Genomic DNA, 16,704 nt, shown 5'->3' with positions numbered 1-16,704 from the left:
TTTTTTCGGACCATACCGTTTATGACATAAACGTACAAGGTGGTGTACATCTTGCGGGTTGCCAGATATTTTCTGCTGTGGTTCGTATTTATATGGATGTTTACCGGTGCGATCGTAGGCTTGGAGTATATCGAAGGATATAAGATTGCAACGACGGAACATTATGGCCTTCGTAATATGGGTCTGGTGTTGGTGATCATCCCGATCTTCTTATCCTCGATCCTATATACGGTGATCGTGCTCCCGTTATCGTGGCTAATCGGCATGATTCGATGGGTTAGAGCTTCCCTCATCCTGTATGCTCTGCTGTATGCCGTGATGTGGGCCGGGGCTGGGGCTTTCCTGTTCTATGAATCCTATGAGGTTCGATTCATACAGGAATATGAGCTCTATGTCAGCACCGCGATTATTCTGTTCGGGGTGGTCGGCTTGGTCTACGCTTGGATCGAGTGGAGATTATTGTTTAGACCCGTTACGACAGTTTGAGGTTCAACAAGAGACCGCTCGGGGCCTAGTGGGCTACCCTGGCGGTCTCTTGTTTTCAATCTCCTTGCTTCTGAACTGCATCTCAACGGACTCGCTTGCCACAGGCCCATGGCCGATTCGTTACAAGAACTTGAGAAAAAAGTTTCAGTCGGGCGATTTACTCATAGCGAATCCCATTCGATGCCACCTCTATGGCGTTCCAGTCCAGAATACGGATGGTCTGTCCGTTCCGCTCCAGGACCCCCTTTTGGGCGAAGGCAAACATCACCCGGTTCAAATGTCGGTGCGTGGTGCCAAGCAAGCTGGCAATCTCCCCGATATGGTCGGTCTTCAGCTCCATCCCAAAGGAAGGATTGGCCCCCGGCGACAGGGTGGACATGAGATAGCTGGCAAACCGGTTCTCCACCGATGCCAACAGATTGACGCGGGAGGCGGTCGTGCAGGTCTGAAGTTTATAGCTCAGGTGATCCAGCAAGGTGGATGTAAAGCGAGCGTTCGTCATTTCATGTTGCTTAATATAGTCAAAGGACAGCCCGATGAACAGGCATTCGTTAACGGCTTCAATCTGGGATTGGACCGGGACGCTTCGAATCAATTCAATATCCCCGATGATGGAAAAAGGATGGCCAAAGCGCAGAAGAAGCGATTTACCGGTTTCGATGCTGGAGGTCACCTTGATCTTTCCTTGTACGAGGAACAAAAGGGAATTCATGGTGAAGCCTTCATGCAGAATGATCTCGCCAGGCTCGTATTGCTGCAATGTAAAAGGCACAGGCTTGCTCAGATCCAGCATGCTCTCGAATTGAAATTGCTCCAGCTTGGCTCTCAGCAAGGGTGCATCATGAAGTAGTTTCATGGGTCTTTGGGTTGCTCCTTTCTCTCCTGGACAAATGTCCTTCTCATTATACGATCAACTGCTATGATAAGAGTAATGAGAAGATACAGGAGGACATGGGCATGAAATTTGTATTCGATCTGGACGGAACGATCTGTTTTAAAGGGCAGCCGGTTTCGAACGAGTTGTTGAAGGCATTGGAGGAGCTGGTGGCGCAAGGGCATGAGGTTATTTTTGCTTCCGCCCGGCCGATTCGCGACTTGCTTCCCGTCCTTCATGAGCGTGTTCATCACTACCCGATGATCGGAGGCAACGGTTCGATGGTGGCGGCAGGGGGAAAGCGGGTCTCCACGGCGGGCTTTGACAGCGAGGTGCTCCCGAGCCTTCTTCAGCTGTTAATAACGTATAACGTTGGCTATTTGATCGATGGAGAATGGGATTATGCCTATACGGGTCCTGCAGATCATCCGATTCTGCTAAATTTGGATCCGCACAAGCTGGCTAAGAACGTGGCGCTCCAGGAGCTGACTTCGGTTGTGAAAATATTGATGCTGACCTTGGACGATATGGCGGAAGTGGAGGAGAGGCTGAGACAGCTGGATGTCGTTGTTCACGTGCATGGTGGGGAAAATGTGCTGGATATCAGCCCTAAGGGGATACATAAATGGAGCGGGCTTCAGCAGTTGGGCGTGAAGGAGGGCGAGTATGTTGCCTTTGGCAACGATGCCAATGATATCACGATGTTTCAGCATGCGCTGCACGCGGTAATGATCGGTGATCATCCGCTGTTGGCACCCTACGCCTCGGAACAACTGCCGCTGGATCGCGATATCGAGCATGCGATTGCGGAACGGCTGCAGGCGCTTGGGCGTCAATATGCTGCGACAAGTGTGTAGGCCCGATAGGTTCCTTCGGGATATATAGAGTTTCAACATACTTCACGGTTCAAGAAACATAAGACGCACTATATTTCCTATACGATAAATTTGTTCAGCCAACCACCGGCTGGGCTTTTTTTATTGTGTGGATGGGTGTGTGCAGAAGGATAATCCGCAGGCTTCGAGAATATCATGTGGCATAGGCGTGAGGGGAAACGGGAAGGTGTTGATAGAGGGATGTCGACATACGAGTACTATAAAGAGATATTCGCGGAAGTCCCGAGGCCGTTCGCCTTGGTGGATCTGGACATGCTGGATGACAATGCACGAGCGATTGCGCGGGCTGCAGGAGGCAAGAAGGTACGGCTGGCCAGCAAGTCGATCCGCTCCGTGGATGTGCTGCATCGTATCCTGGATTCGGATCGCATGTTTCAAGGGATCATGTGTTATACCGCTGCGGAAGCCGTATTTCTAGCAGAAAAAGGCTTCGATGATTTGCTGCTTGGCTATCCTCAGTGGCAGTCGGAAGCGGTTCGGTCCATCGTGAATCTGGTTAGCGAAGGCCGCTCGATTACCTTAATGGTGGACAGTGTGGAGCATGTCGAGCACATCGAACAGTTCGCCAAACAACAGAGTACCGTGATGCCGCTATGCATTGATCTGGATATGTCGGTACATTATCCCGGCCTCCACTTTGGTGTGTGGCGATCGCCCGTCCATTCGTGGGAGGGCATGTACCCGATAGTGGAGCAGATCATTGGCTCCCCTTGGCTTCGACTGGACGGCATCATGGGATACGAGGCGCAGGTGGCAGGCGTCGGGGATAACACAGCCGGAAAATATGTAAAGAATACGATGGTCCGGTGGCTGAAGAGCCGCTCCATCGTCGAGGCCGCCAAGCGAAGGCAGGAAGTCGTGGAGCGGCTTAATGCCATGGATATCCAGCTCCGCTTCGTCAACGCAGGAGGAACCGGAAGTTTGGACAGCTCCCGGAAGGAAGCGTGGGTAACCGAGATTACGGCCGGATCGGGCTTCTATGCGCCGGGGCTGTTCGACCATTATGCGTCATTCCGTTATAAGCCGGCAGCAGCTTATGCCATAGAGGTGGTGCGGATACCGAAGGCAGGGATCGTGACCTGTATGGGCGGGGGATACTCGGCATCGGGAACAGCGGATAAGGATAAGCTGGCGAAGCCCTATTTGCCTGAAGGACTGGAGCTGTTCTCGCTGGAGGGTGCCGGTGAGGTTCAAACGCCGCTGCGCTTGCCTGCCCATGTGAAGCTAGGCCTGGGAGATCCGGTGTTCTTCCGTCATGCGAAGGCCGGGGAGCTGTGCGAACGATTCAAGGTGCTGTATGCGGTCTCGCAAGGCCGTATCGTGGGCGAATATGCCACCTACCGTGGAATGGGGGAGTGTTTTCTATGAAGCAGGTCCAATGGTCCAATTGGTCGGGGGCGGTGCGAGCCAATCCAAGAACGGTGCTGTATCCTGCATCCATTCCGGAAGTGGTGAAGATGGTGCAGATGTGCCGGCAGGAGGGCAGGCGGCTGCGGGTGGTCGGCTCAGGACATTCTTTTACTCCCATTGCTGCATCCGAGGACTGCCTGGTCTCCCTGGACGCCATGCAGGGACTGGTCCATGTCGACGCTGAAGCCAGAACAGCCACCGTGTGGGCGGGGACGAAGTTGAAGCTGCTCGGCGACCTGCTGTTCCAGCATGGGCTGGCACAGGAGAATCTCGGCGATATTGATGTGCAATCCATTGCGGGGGCCATTAGTACGGGGACGCACGGTACGGGCCGGGCATTCGGGAATATATCAACGCAGGTTGTCGGACTTATGGTGGTCACTGGCACAGGCGAGGTGCTGGAGTGCAGTAGGGAGTCGAACCCCGATGGGTTCCAGGCGCTGCAGGTTTCCTTGGGTACACTCGGCATTATCGTGCAAGTGACGTTGAGGCTTGAGCCGGCTTACAAAATAGAATATGAAAGCCGGAGAGTAACCCTCGACGAATGCTTGAAGCAGCAGGCTCGATTAGCGGAAGAGAACCGCCATTTCGAATTTTATTGGTTCCCTTATGCGGAACCGTGCCAGATCAAGCTGATGAATAAGACGGATCAAGAAGTGAAGAAACATCGGCTCAGGGATTATATCAGTGAAGTGTTGGTGGAGAATACCCTTTTCGGTCTAATCTCGGAGCTGTGCCGGAAGGTGCCGAAGGCAAGTCCGTATGTCAGCCGTTTCTCGGCGTCACAGGTTCCTCTGGGTCGTAAAGTGAATTACAGCCATCGTCTGTTTGCGACCCAGCGGCTCGTACGTTTCAACGAAATGGAGTATAACATTCCGGTAGAGTCGATGAATGCGGTTATTGAAGACATGCGGGCAGAGCTGTCCCGTAGTAAGTATCATGTGCATTTCCCTGTGGAATGCCGCTATGCCAAGGGCGATGATATATGGTTAAGCCCTGCTTATGGCCGGGATTCCGCTTATATTGCGATTCATATGTATAAAGGCATGCCGTATGAAGATTACTTCCATGCGATGGAGCGCATTTTCCTCCGGTATGGCGGCCGGCCGCATTGGGGAAAAATGCATAATCTTGAGGCTGCTCAATTGAAGGAGCTCTATCCGATGTGGGAAGCATTCCGTGCGGTTCGGGAAGAGCTGGACCCGGATGGCATCCTGCTGAGTGATTATATGGGCAGGCTGTTCGATGTATCTGGGCCCATCTCCGATTCGATCAGTGATATTGGCTAGACCACGATCAAACATCTCAAATAAAATCGCCCTTAGATGGCTGTCTTATCTTCCATCGCCCAAGGGCGGTTTTTTTGTTGCCCGATGTTCGCTCACGGAAGGGGCAAGAAGCGAATAGATCATTTCAGAAACAGGGAGAATAAGCGTCGTTATGCTGATTGGAAAGCGGCTAGCGTTTGTAATTGGAAATCAATTGGGATGGACAATGCAAAGGATCTTCTTTATAATCAATAAATAGTTACCCAAGGTAACCATTTTGGATGGAGGTATCAAATGGACGCCCACAGACATTTTTTCCATAAATACTTTACGCTGCATCGCCCTTTCGTCAATGAGCTGAACCGTAAGCTTGAAGACTATAACCTGTATTATGCCCAGTGGTCCATTATGTACTATCTGGATGTTTACGAGTCGATGACCTTGGTGGAGCTATCCAAAATGCTGTACGTGGAGAAGCCAACGGTAACCCGAACCGTGAACGCGCTGATTAAGCTCGACTACGTGGAGCAAATTCCGGTGTGTGATAAACGGGAGAAGCGCATTCAGCTATCCAAGACGGGAGTTGGCGTTGTCCAGCAAGTCCGTAAGGTGTTCGACCAATATGAACAGGAGATTATGGAAGGTGTCTCTGCTGAGGAACAGGCCACGGTTATTCGTGTGATGGAGACGGTCAGAGACAACATTATTAGAAAAGGTGATTAACTTGGAGCAAGCAGACTCGCGAGATCGATTGTGGAGCAAGGATTTTTTGATTGTGTTTGGCGTCAATTTCCTGCTCTTTTTATGTTTTTATTCATTAGTGGTCATTATGTCCTCGTATGCAAAGAATGAATTTCATGCATCAACAGGAATGGCTGGCTTGGCTTCCAGCATTTTTGTCGTGGGCGCATTGATTGGACGGTTGATCGGAGGCAGCATCATTGAGAGGGTCGGGCGCAAAAAACTTCTTTTTACCGGTCTGATCGCCTTCAGCGTTCTTATCGGGTTATATTTCATTGTGAACAGCCTGAGCTTGCTGCTCATTGTTCGGTTCTTCCACGGCATAGCCTTCGCACTCGCTTCAACGGCAACAGGCACGATTGCAGCCAGCCTGATTCCGAATTCCAGAAGGGGTGAAGGTACGGGTTATTATGGCGTGAGTATCATTATCGCATCGGCTATTGGCCCTTTTATTGGTCTGATGATTAACGAACATGCTTCGATGATGGCCAACTTCACGCTGTGCGCGGTACTAGGTGTTCTCTCTTTGCTGTCCGCATTCTTTATGAACATACCGAAGCTGGTGCTGACCGCTGAGCAAGAGAAGGATCTGCAAGGATTGAAACTATCCAATTTTATTGAACCGAAAGCATTACCGATTTCACTGGTTAGCTTCGTCATGGGTTTCGGATATTCCAGCGTTTTAACGTACCTCATGATCTTTGCCGGACAGATCAGTTTGACCGAAATAGCCAGTTATTTCTTTATTGTCTACGCTATTGTGGTCATTCTGTCGAGACCGTTCACGGGTCGGTGGTTTGACCAAAGAGGGGCCAACGTGGTGATGTATCCTGCGATACTTTCATTTGCAATCGGCATGGTGCTGCTCAGTCAAGCCCACCACGGTCTGACCTTGCTGCTCTCGGCCGTATTTGTCGGTCTGGGCTACGGTACGACGCAGTCCAGCTCCCAGGCCCTTGCCATCAAGCGTTCTCCGGCTCACCGGATTGGACTTGCGACGTCGACCTTTTATATATTTGTGGACGTGGGCATCGGGTTCGGGCCCTTTATACTTGGTTTCCTGACACCGCTTGTCGGCTTCCGGGGCATGTACATTGCGATGGCAGTCCTGCTCGCTGCGGGTATTGTGCTGTATCACTTCTTAGTTGGGAAAAAGGAAAAAGAAGGGAACGACGGACATGCTGTCGTGCAATCATCAACCATATAAACGGAGGAAAGACTGCCTTTGCGGCAGTCTTTTTTGTGTAGTCATGAACAAATATTTGGACTTGTTCCATGTAAGGTAGACTCCTTCTGCTGACATGACTAGCCCAGAAAGAATGATTTTAATCATTTTCTGCGAATCACAGGACTTCATCCTATAGTAAAATTAGTCATGATTTGTGATGCTGCTCATTACCGGGCGCATGAAGGAGTGAATGACCCATGGCGCATGCAAATAATGTTCTAATGAATCAAATGTTAGCGAATGTGAATGATCCCAGCTGGCATATCCCGTTCCAGCAATCTGTGGAACATTTGACCGAGGATGAAGCGTTCTGGACACCTGCCAACGATAGTCACAGCATTGTTGAGATCATACAGCATCTGCTGTATTGGAATGAAACGTGGCAGTCCAGGTACCGTGAATCGCGGATAGATGCCGTGCCCTCTATTGGAGATAATCATTTAAGCTTCATCATTCCGGATCACGCGACCTTTGCAGAGTTGAGAGACCGATTGATAGCGGTCTTATTACAGTGGCAGGAACTGCTGTCCGAGACCAAGCTTGAGCAGGAAGTGAATGGATTTCCGGGGTCGGCCAAGTGGTGGGAGATCATAAGCAATGCCACCCTGCACAATGCCTATCATATCGGCCAGATTGTGTATATTCGGAAGCTGCAGAAGAGCTGCAGAGCGTTGGAATGGTAATCCACGGTTTTTCACACCTTAAGGTATCCACGATTGGAATGTTTCGAAGTTGCTTTCTCCCGGGTCTCTAGAGATCTCCCTACTAAAAAAAGAAAAAATGCATGGATGGAACCCGAATCATTCCTGGGCCCAACCATGCACCTCGTTTACAACGCTTCTTTAATTACCCGTTTATAGAACATAACCGATAACAACCCGAATATGGAATACAGCGCCGTATACAGCAGCATAACCATGACCATAGGCAGCCACAGCTCGGTTCCGAAGAAGAACCAGCCGGATTTAACTGCAAAGTAACTGTGGGACAACCCGACGACCAGCGGAATGCCGAAGTTGAACAACTGCTTGATCTGAATCCCCTTCAGCAGGTTTCCTTGAGTAAAGCCCAGTTTCCGGAGAATCGTATAATTCGGCTTCTCCTCTTCACCTTCATCCATCTGCTTAAAGTACAGGATGCATCCTGAAGTAATCAGGAAGGTAAGTCCCAGGAATCCCACGATGAACATCATCAAGCCCATATTGCTCTTCTGGTTGAAGACCAGTTCCGTCTGAGAGAGGTTCCCTGTTCGCTCGCTAATGCCGAGGCTCTTAAAGATTTGATTGGCTTGATCAATAGCGATCGGATCCACAATATCGATGCCGTGATAGACATTGGTCTTCTTCTGGATCTTCGGATCCAGGTCCTGAACCAGCTTATCAAATACGGTCTGGTCCACAATCGCCGTCGGCAGTCCGCCGCTTGCATAATAATAGGATACGTAGGCTTCCTTGTCCAAGCCGATCAGCTTCTGCTTAAAGCTTTGATTAGGGCTTATTAGTTCAATTTCCCCTGTGGTCTGTATCGCCATAAATTGCTGGATTGCGTCACTGTATCCCGTGAACAGCGTCTCCCCGGGGGAAACATCCTTGCCCTTCACGCTGGCATCACTGATTACCGGGATGATCATGGAACTGGAATCCACTTGCCCAGAGACCTCCAGGCTGGCCCCGATAATGTCGGATAGGTCCGCATTCACCTGGATGACATCGCGGTTGGTCTGCTTAAACTCGATATTCTCATCCGATAGTGCCTGAATAAAAGCCGTGTGATCCTTCTCGTCTGCCACCGCAAAATGGTTTGGCACGCTCTGCTCGGCCGATTTCTCCGCAGAATAGTATGAGATATAGCTAAGTGACAATAGTCCGATCGCGAGTGCGGATACGGTCGTAATGATGGTCAGCAGCAGCGCATTCGATTTCATGCGGAACATGATGGAGGAGAGGGACAGTACTTCATTCAGGGACAAGTAGCCACCCTTGCTCTTCCGGATCGCGTTGAATAGAAAGCTGACCGATCCTTTATAGAATAGATAGGTCCCGATGATAACCGATCCCAAGATCAGGATCATGGCCATGAACAGTTCGTTCATGGTGGTGAAATCCCCGCTGAACAGCTTGGTGGATACATAGTAACCGAGCACGATGAGCCCGATTCCAAACAGACCGAACAGCATTTCCAAGAAGGACATCTTCTTCACCCGGTTTTCGGTTGTGGATACCGCGTGGAAGAGGGACAGAATGCTCTGTCTTTTGATGAACGTATAATTCATGATCATGATCAACACGTATATGACGGCAAACACAATCACGGTCTGGATCATGGCTTCGGTGGAGAAGGTTAGAGCCGCCTTGGTATCAACGCCGGTGATCTTGAACAGAATCATTAAGATCAAGCGCGAACCCGCAAATCCGGCAAAAATGCCGATGACCATCGAGCCGAAATACAGAATCAGATTCTCCGCGCTGAGGATTCGGAATATCTTACCCTTGGTCAGTCCGATGAGTTGAAACAGCCCGATCTCTTTGCTGCGCCGTTTAATAAAGATCGTGTTGGCATACAGCAGAAATATCGCCACGATGGCTACTAACAGCACGGAAGCCGCGCCAAGCGCAGCCGCCCCCTTAACGGAGCCTTTCGCTTCATCCATTGCCGGATCATATTGCAGCGTAACAAACGCGAAGTACAGGCCCACGCTGAAGATCAGCGCAAACACATACAGATAATAATTCTTGATATTCTTCTTCAAATTCCGGTAGATCAGATAATTAATGTTCATTCTGAACACCGCCTAGCACGCCTTGAGTCTTGATGATGTCGTTGAAGAAGGCCTGCCGGGATTGCTCACCCTTGTTCAGCTGGGTATAGATCTGTCCATCCTTAATGAAGACGACCCGGGTGCAATAGCTGGCGGCCACAGGATCATGGGTAACCATGATGATCGTGGAGTCGATCTTCTGATTTAATTCGCTTAGCTTGTTCAACAGATCGGAAGCGGACTTCGAGTCCAGCGCTCCCGTTGGCTCATCCGCAAAAATAATGCTCGGATCATGGATGAATGCGCGAGCCGCGGAGGTCCGCTGCTTCTGTCCCCCGGAGATTTGGTTCGGATATTTATCCTTGAGTTCGTAGATTCCAAGCTCGGTCGCGATTCTTTGGAACTTCTGCTCGGCTTCCTTTTTGGATACCTTCTTAATGGAAAGCGGCAGCAGCACGTTTTCCTTGACGGTCAAGGTATCCAGCAGGTTGTACTCCTGAAAAATAAAACCCAAATGGTGCTTTCGGAATTCCGCCAATTCCTTCTCCTTGAGACCCGTAAACTCTTTGCCCTCGATTTTTATGCTGCCGAGGCTTACTTTATCGATCGAGGAGAGCACGTTCAGCAGCGTGGTTTTTCCTGAGCCTGATGCGCCCATGATGCTGACGAACTCGCCTTTATCCACGCGGATATCGATGCCCTTCAGCACTTCCTGTTTATTGAATTTGTTGCCGTAGCTTTTATGAATTTGGTTTGCTTCAAGAATTGCCAATTTCACTCACTCCTTCGTTATCTGTCCTTATCATAAAGGAGTCGGAGCATCTTTTCCTTCGATTCGCCGAACAAAGCGCAAAAGCATGTGACATTGTTGTCACATGCCGGTCATGCTCACAAAATCATTCCGTTTCGGAAAGATTAAGGTGAAGGTGGTGCCGATGCCCGGCTTCGATTCCACCTGAATGCGGATCAACAGGGCATCGGTTACTTTTTGCGTCAGATAGAGCCCCATGCCGGTTGCCGCACTGTCCTGATGCGAGGTGGTTGAGGTGAAGCCTTTGTCGAAAATCCGGGGCATGTCCTTCGGATCAATACCGCGTCCGGAATCCTGGATGGTAAGTCTGACATGATCATCCGTAAGATTGCTCTCGATGATGATGTCCGAAGCGCTGCTGTATTTGACCGCGTTGGTCAGCAACTGGCGGATGATAAAGCCCAGCCATTTCGCATCACTGAGCACTTCCGTTACCTCAAGGGAAACGTCAAATCCGATGCCTTTCTGCATGCACCAGGACTTGAGCGCACGTATTTCTTGGAAGATGATCGGCTCAAGCGCGGATACCTCGATCAGCAGATCATTCCGGATAAAGGGGATGCGCTTCTGGTGCAGCTGCTGGTCAAGCAGCAGGTGGATGCGGAGCCACTCATACTGAAGCTGAGCTTTTAACGTCTCGTCTTCCATGCGCTCGATCATCAGCTGCATGGTGGTGAGCGGCGTTTTCACTTCGTGAATCCAGGATAACAGCTCGTCCTTCTCCCCTTGTATCTCCATTAGACGCATGGAGGATTCCTTCTTGAAGCGCTCGGTTTGGAGGGAGAGGATGTCCATGGCAATCGCTTCAAAGGGGTGCTCCGGCTCGCTGATGGCGGCTAAATCGTAGGTGTCATCCCACGCCTGGAGGCTTTTGTAGAACTTGGTTTCCCGATTGTACCTCACAAACAGGAACACCAGGAAGAACAGCGTCGACAGAAACACGATATAAAGGATGGGCAAGAACGGGATCTGGGAGTCCACGGCGGCTATGAACAGAAACAGCAGCTGCAGAAACAGGAAGAACAGAATCCAGCTTAGTCGTTCCCGGATATAGGCCATCATCATGCATGGGCCTCTTCCGTGGCGATATAACCTTGTCCCACCTTGGTTTCGATGTAAGGGTCAAGACCGAGGGGCTCCAGCTTCTTGCGCAGCCGATTGACGTTGACCGTTAAGGTATTATCGCTGACAAAATGCTCGTTGTCCCATAAGCTCTTGATTAGGTCTTCCCGGCTGACGATCTGATTCTTCCGCTCCATGAGGATTTTCAGAATGAACATTTCATTCTTTGTCAGTTCCGCGGTGCCCTGGGGGCTGCTAATCGTATTTTTACCGAATTCGACGGTGGCTCCGCGCCATGTTCTCAGCTCAGTCCGTTCGGTGTTGTAATTGTATACCCGGCGCAGAGTGGCCTGGATTTTGGCAATCAGGACATCAAAGTGGAACGGCTTCTGAATGAAATCGTCCGCTCCAAGCTGCATGGACATCACCATATCGGTCGGGTGATCGCGGGAAGACAAGAAGATAATCGGCACGTTCGAGTGGGACCGAATCATTCGGCACCAATGGAACCCGTCAAACTTCGGCAGCTGAATGTCGATAATGACCAGATCGGGCTGAACGGCTGTAAATTCCTGAAGTACGGCGCTGAAATCGTGGACGCCATAAACGTCATACGACCATTGCGAAAGGCGCTCCTGCACTTCATGGAATAGGGTCACGTCGTCTTCGATTAACATAATTTTAAACAAGAGATTCACCACGCTTTATAGGGTTGTTCAAAAGCCCCTTTGCAAACCTTCCCGGTGCTAAAAAAGTTGACTTTTGAACTTGCACTTTACTATCCATATTTCATTCCCAGTGTATAGCAAATTGTCGATATGTGCCATCTTGTGGGCAGCCATTCTGCGTGTGCACATGTGACGAGGCTTAAATACCTATTTACAAACATTTCCTCACTTCCCATAATAGAAATGAGCCTATGACTTGGGAGGGGAAAACTATCGTTATGTATAAGAAGTTCAAATGGTTGACTGTACTCGTTGCAGCTGTGCTGGTCGTTATAACAGGATGTCAGGCTGTCGGGGGACTGGATATCAACAAGGCGTTGCTTACCAGTCTCGATGTTAAATCCAGCGAATCCAAGGCAAGTATTCGATTCGAGGTGGTGCCATCAGACAAGGCCCTATCGACTGAAGATAAACAAGCGATTGATCTCATTAATTCGTTATCCTTGAATATGGACCATGCTATCGTCCAGGATAGCAAAACCGTGTCCATTCAGGGCAGTGTCCAATATTCGGACAAGAAAATTCCGCTTCATATATCCATGGATTCCAAAGGAATGGCGATTCAATTGGAAGGCGCCAAGCAGCCGTTCTATCTATCGATGGATACGACCATTCCCGGATTACCGGATACCAGTCAGTATGAGCAGGCGATTCAAGATGTCGTGAAGAAGGCGGCAGGGCTTGTGCTGAAGCATTTCCCGAATCCATCGACAATCGCGGTGAAGTCCGCTCAGGAGAAGGTGAACGGGGAAAGCTTGAACCTGACGCATCTCCATATGGAGTTGACGGGTGAGGAAATTCTGAATATGTTCAAACCCTTCGCAGAGAGTTTACTTAAAGACGAAGCCGGTTTGAAGCAGTTGATAGGCGATGCTTACGATGCTATCTATCCGATGATGACCAGCATCGGCGAGACCTACGGCGAAGATGTGGAGCTTCTGCCGCAAGAGTCCAAGGAAGAAGCCGTCGCTTCGCTTTACGAAATGGTTCATGGCGGTTTGAGCGAGCTGATGGTAAATTACGATCGACAGAAGAAACAGTTATTAGAGGAGCTTCCGGGATCCGAAACCGTCTTCGGCAAGGATACGGTCCTCAAGCTGGATTATTTCTTCGATGAGCAGCTGAATACACGCAAGAGTGCGTTGGAACTAAACATCGCACTTCCGGCTTCTGAGGAACTGCCGCTGAAGTCCTTTAAGGTTTATTCCGAGAGTGAAGTATGGAACATCGGTGGCGCGGTCAAAGCCAATCAGGTAGACACGACCAAAGGCGTTCTCGACGTCCTGAACGGGACCGTGACGCCAGGCCAAGTGCTGCGGAACTTCGAGAAGGATTCCCTCATCTATACTGTGTTGAAGGATGATCTGAAGATTACGCACAAAACGATGTTTCTTAGTCCCGTAATCGATGATTATGGATATGGTGTCATCAAGAAAAACAACCAAAGCTTCGTTCCGCTTCGTTACTTGACAGACCAGTTGGATGCCGAAGTGAAGTGGACCAAAGGCTCGAAGAAAATTAAAGTCATCAATGATCTGACAGGGGAAGAAATCGTATTGACCGTAGGCTCCAAAACAGCCAGCGTCGGCGGTGAAAACGTGGCGCTGCAGGAAGCTCCATTCGTGCATAGCAATGGTTCAACCTATGTTCCGCTTCGGTTTATGGCCGAAGCGCTCGGCGCAACGTTACATCAGGAGGGCGACGGCTGGATTTCGGTTAAACGTGATTAACGAGTATTGTTATTGATAACGGGGCAGGCCTATACCTGTTATGAAACGTATAGGATTTAAAGTATAGCGTGGCTGTTTCCTATCATCTTGGGATGATGGGAAACAGTCTTTTTGTCATTACTTTCTTCATCGCGCCAACTGTACCGGTACAGTTGGCGTTATTTCAAATCGTCAGGAAGTCCTTCCTACCGTAAGATAAGTAGCAAATGTACCAACCTCCTCTGGTTGGACTCAAATAGAGAAGATGAAGGAGGATACTTATTATGAATACACCGAATACAAGCCGTGCTTATGCCGCCGCGTTGGGATATACAGTCATCATTGGTTTTTCCTTTATGTTTGTGAAGCTGGCGCTGATCGTCTCTAACCCGCTGGACACATTGGCCCACCGGTTCACTATTTCGTTCATTGCCGCATCGCTTGCACTCCTCATCGCCCGCAGAAAGGTCAAGCTGGATCTGAAACGGCTGCTAACCATCGTGCCGCTGGCCATATTCTATCCATTCCTGTTCTTTACGCTGCAAACCTTCGGTTTGGTCTACACCTCTTCAGCCGAGGCCGGGATCATCCACGCTACCGTACCGATCTTTACGTTGCTCTTGGCGTCACTGTTTTTGAAGGAACGCTCCAGCTGGGCACAAAAGCTATTTACCGTGTTGTCAGTGTCAGGGATCATCTCTATATTCGTGCTGAAGGGTGTTTCCTTCGAGACATCAAGTACGCTCGGGATTGTACTAATTCTGCTGTCGGCGCTTTCCAACGCGATATACAGCGTGATGGCACGCAAGTTGACGCAGAAGCAGTCGGTACTGGATATAACGTTCATCATGTCGATGATCGGATTCGTGCTGTTTAACCTGATGTCGGCCGCTCAACATGCTGCGCAGGGGACGCTCGTACATTATTTTGACCCGTTTCTGCATCCGTCCTTCGTATGGGCCGTTCTGTATCTTGGCGTTTTGTCCTCCCTTGGAACATCGCTACTGTCAAATTATGCATTGTCCCAGATGGAGGCATCCCGGATGGGCATCTTCAACAATCTGGCCACCGTGGTCACGATCTTTGGAGGTGTCGCCTTCTTGAATGAAGAGCTGGCTTATTATCATATCATTGGAGCAGCGCTTGTCCTTATTGGTGTGATTGGGACTAGCCTTGCAGGGAGATCCAAGAGCGCTAGTCGTAAACCGCTTGTGCGGAACAAGTCGAAACCAGCTTAATATGTTTGTTGTAGAGAAATTGTCGAGTTCCACCATGTATGATTACAGGCTGTAGCATCTGTACACACGACCACTTGTCATAATATTCTACTAAAAACAGATGAAATCATACTTAGAGGTGGAGTTAAACTATGAAAAAGAAAGGAGGCATGCTGGCTCTCATTGTTATTTTGATGTTCCAAGGTATATTTGGTACGGGCCTTGGTACGTTTAATGGCCAGAGGGTCAGTGCGGCTGGAGCGGGTAATCCGAATCCGGGTCGGGTAGAGCTCGGCTCAGACGCCATCTTGCTCTACGATTGGGAACTTGATGACAACCACAACTATGTGGATGGCTCAACGATTGAGTTCGACCTGCCCAAGGCATTCAAACTGTACAACAGCATAAACGGGGTTCTTGAGACGGACATTGGGGATGTTGGAACCTTCACGGTGTCAGTGGATGGTCATGTTGTGATGACGTTCAACTCTCTGGTGGATAATGCCGAAGTCCGGGGAACTCTGAAATTCCAGACGAAGCTTAGCCAAGAGGGGATCGGCGGCGGTACTCCGGACGTTGAAATTCCGATTGAGCTTCGGGATAGCACTAAGCAGATCATGATCCCGGCGAAGCCGGCAAAAGGCAATCTTCTGAGCAAGAGCGGCAAGGTTGTCAATGATACCAGGGGCAAACCGTCCACGATTGTATGGACGCTTCAAGTCAATTCGGTCTTGGAACGGATTGACCAGCCCTGGAAGTCTTGAAGGTGGACAAGGCCGACCCGTCGCTTGTATTGGAAGGAGCAACGTTTATTCTTCAAGACACGCAAGGTAAGCGTCCTGAAGTGACGCTGACAACCGATGCAGCTGGAAAGGCTTTTTCACGAAGCTGCTTTACGGCGATTACATTCTGAAGGAGACTTCGGCTCCTCAAGGATACGTAATCGATCAAGCAACTACAACGATTAAGATCGATTCAAGCATTAAACAGACTGGCAATATCAAGCGAATAACCATAACGAACAGCAAGGATAGCGTTCCGCCAGGACCGGATCCAAACCCGGGTAACCCCGATCCAAACCTAGGTAATCCAGGGACATCACCGGGTGGAACAGCACCACCGGGCGGTAATACCGATGAAGGAACGCCAACCGTTCCCGGGGAAGTTGTACAACCCGGAGAAACCGATCCCGTCGTACCGGGCGAAGTTGATCCAGAACCAATCCCTGTAGAGGAACCGGAAGAAGATGACACCCTGGTTGGGGACGAGACGGCGAAGCCGGAAGATCCTTCTACCCCATCCGCCGGGAACAATACGAATCGTAATCCGGTGAATGAAACCAAGCCGGAAGGCGGCCCGATTGCCACGCTCCCGAAAACAGGAGAGAGCAATCCAGCACCGTTCCAACTCGGAGGACTGGCACTTATACTTGCAGGCTTCTTCTTAAGCCGCCGCCTGCGTAACAAACGTCAATAAATGATGATATCCCCTTCTCCCTGCTAATATCTGGAGAGGG

17 protein-coding genes and 1 pseudogene are annotated in these 16,704 nt (G+C 50.0%); 13 read left to right on the top strand and 5 right to left on the bottom strand.

What is annotated here, in order from left to right:
- Positions 1-51 precede the first annotated feature (51 nt).
- Entirely contained in the window at positions 52-486 is a 435-nt protein-coding gene (locus tag AB4124_RS14165; RefSeq protein WP_441973239.1) for a hypothetical protein, read from the top strand.
- Between the two features lie 157 nt (positions 487-643).
- Here the strand turns inward: AB4124_RS14165 and AB4124_RS14160 are convergent, their stop codons facing one another.
- On the bottom strand, positions 644-1,342 hold the full coding sequence (locus AB4124_RS14160; RefSeq protein ID WP_379413180.1) for a Crp/Fnr family transcriptional regulator: 699 nt from the start codon (positions 1,340-1,342) through the stop codon (positions 644-646).
- Between the two features lie 101 nt (positions 1,343-1,443).
- Between AB4124_RS14160 and AB4124_RS14155 the strand changes: the two genes are divergently transcribed.
- The 6 genes from AB4124_RS14155 (at position 1,444) to AB4124_RS14130 (ending at position 7,586) form a co-directional block, all read left to right on the top strand.
- Positions 1,444-2,217 (top strand): HAD-IIB family hydrolase, encoded by a 774-nt coding sequence (locus AB4124_RS14155; protein WP_076323734.1) that lies wholly within the window; start codon positions 1,444-1,446, stop codon positions 2,215-2,217.
- Between the two features lie 219 nt (positions 2,218-2,436).
- Positions 2,437-3,624 carry an amino acid deaminase/aldolase gene (locus AB4124_RS14150; RefSeq protein ID WP_441973238.1) on the top strand — a complete coding sequence of 396 codons (1,188 nt, stop codon included), beginning with the start codon at positions 2,437-2,439 and terminating at the stop codon, positions 3,622-3,624.
- Entirely contained in the window at positions 3,621-4,955 is a 1,335-nt protein-coding gene (locus AB4124_RS14145; protein WP_441973237.1) for a D-arabinono-1,4-lactone oxidase, read from the top strand. Before AB4124_RS14150 ends, AB4124_RS14145 begins: the two co-directional genes overlap by 4 nt.
- Positions 4,956-5,228: 273 nt before the next feature.
- Complete coding sequence (locus tag AB4124_RS14140; RefSeq protein WP_441973236.1) at positions 5,229-5,657, top strand: MarR family winged helix-turn-helix transcriptional regulator; 429 nt, start codon at positions 5,229-5,231, stop codon at positions 5,655-5,657.
- Positions 5,650-6,882: an MFS transporter gene (locus AB4124_RS14135; protein WP_441973235.1), complete on the top strand. Its 1,233-nt coding sequence runs from the start codon at positions 5,650-5,652 to the stop codon at positions 6,880-6,882. Before AB4124_RS14140 ends, AB4124_RS14135 begins: the two co-directional genes overlap by 8 nt.
- Positions 6,883-7,100: 218 nt before the next feature.
- A complete protein-coding gene (locus AB4124_RS14130) occupies positions 7,101-7,586 on the top strand; it encodes a DinB family protein (protein ID WP_441973234.1) in 486 nt (161 codons plus the stop codon).
- 146 nt (positions 7,587-7,732) lie between these two features.
- Here AB4124_RS14130 and AB4124_RS14125 read toward each other — a convergent pair whose 3' ends face one another.
- The 4 genes from AB4124_RS14125 to AB4124_RS14110 form a co-directional block, all read right to left on the bottom strand.
- On the bottom strand, positions 7,733-9,682 hold the full coding sequence (locus tag AB4124_RS14125) for an FtsX-like permease family protein (protein ID WP_430108875.1): 1,950 nt from the start codon (positions 9,680-9,682) through the stop codon (positions 7,733-7,735).
- The gene (locus AB4124_RS14120) at positions 9,672-10,433 is read right to left on the bottom strand and encodes an ABC transporter ATP-binding protein (RefSeq protein ID WP_441973233.1); all 762 of its coding nucleotides are present in this window, start codon (positions 10,431-10,433) and stop codon (positions 9,672-9,674) included. The genes AB4124_RS14125 and AB4124_RS14120 overlap by 11 nt, the downstream gene beginning before the upstream one ends.
- Positions 10,434-10,532: 99 nt before the next feature.
- On the bottom strand, positions 10,533-11,537 hold the full coding sequence (locus AB4124_RS14115) for a sensor histidine kinase (RefSeq protein WP_441973232.1): 1,005 nt from the start codon (positions 11,535-11,537) through the stop codon (positions 10,533-10,535).
- Positions 11,534-12,223, bottom strand: a complete 690-nt coding sequence (locus AB4124_RS14110; protein WP_441973231.1) for a response regulator — start codon at positions 12,221-12,223, stop codon at positions 11,534-11,536. Before AB4124_RS14110 ends, AB4124_RS14115 begins: the two co-directional genes overlap by 4 nt.
- Before the next feature lie 257 nt (positions 12,224-12,480).
- Between AB4124_RS14110 and AB4124_RS14105 the strand changes: the two genes are divergently transcribed.
- The 6 genes and pseudogenes from AB4124_RS14105 to AB4124_RS14080 all read left to right on the top strand — a co-directional run bounded on the left by AB4124_RS14105 (position 12,481) and on the right by AB4124_RS14080 (position 16,664).
- A complete protein-coding gene (locus AB4124_RS14105; RefSeq protein ID WP_441973230.1) occupies positions 12,481-13,992 on the top strand; it encodes a copper amine oxidase N-terminal domain-containing protein in 1,512 nt (503 codons plus the stop codon).
- Positions 13,993-14,255: 263 nt separating this feature from the next.
- Positions 14,256-15,209, top strand: coding sequence for a DMT family transporter (locus tag AB4124_RS14100; RefSeq protein WP_441973229.1), 954 nt, complete (start codon positions 14,256-14,258; stop codon positions 15,207-15,209).
- Positions 15,210-15,340: 131 nt separating this feature from the next.
- Positions 15,341-15,952, top strand: a complete 612-nt coding sequence (locus AB4124_RS14095) for an Ig-like domain-containing protein (RefSeq protein WP_441973228.1) — start codon at positions 15,341-15,343, stop codon at positions 15,950-15,952.
- Positions 15,953-15,954: 2 nt separating this feature from the next.
- Positions 15,955-16,101: a hypothetical protein gene (locus AB4124_RS14090; protein ID WP_441973227.1), complete on the top strand. Its 147-nt coding sequence runs from the start codon at positions 15,955-15,957 to the stop codon at positions 16,099-16,101.
- Positions 16,077-16,139 (top strand): annotated as a pseudogene (locus AB4124_RS14085) (SpaA isopeptide-forming pilin-related protein); the annotation flags it as partial. The gene AB4124_RS14090 and the pseudogene AB4124_RS14085, both read left to right, overlap by 25 nt.
- Positions 16,140-16,517: 378 nt before the next feature.
- Complete coding sequence (locus tag AB4124_RS14080; RefSeq protein ID WP_441973226.1) at positions 16,518-16,664, top strand: LPXTG cell wall anchor domain-containing protein; 147 nt, start codon at positions 16,518-16,520, stop codon at positions 16,662-16,664.
- Positions 16,665-16,704 lie beyond the last annotated feature (40 nt).

Origin of the sequence: Paenibacillus sp. 2KB_20, assembly GCF_052115765.1 — a bacterium.
GTDB lineage: Bacteria > Bacillota > Bacilli > Paenibacillales > Paenibacillaceae > Paenibacillus_AQ.
This window is presented reverse-complemented; position numbering and strand designations above follow the sequence as displayed.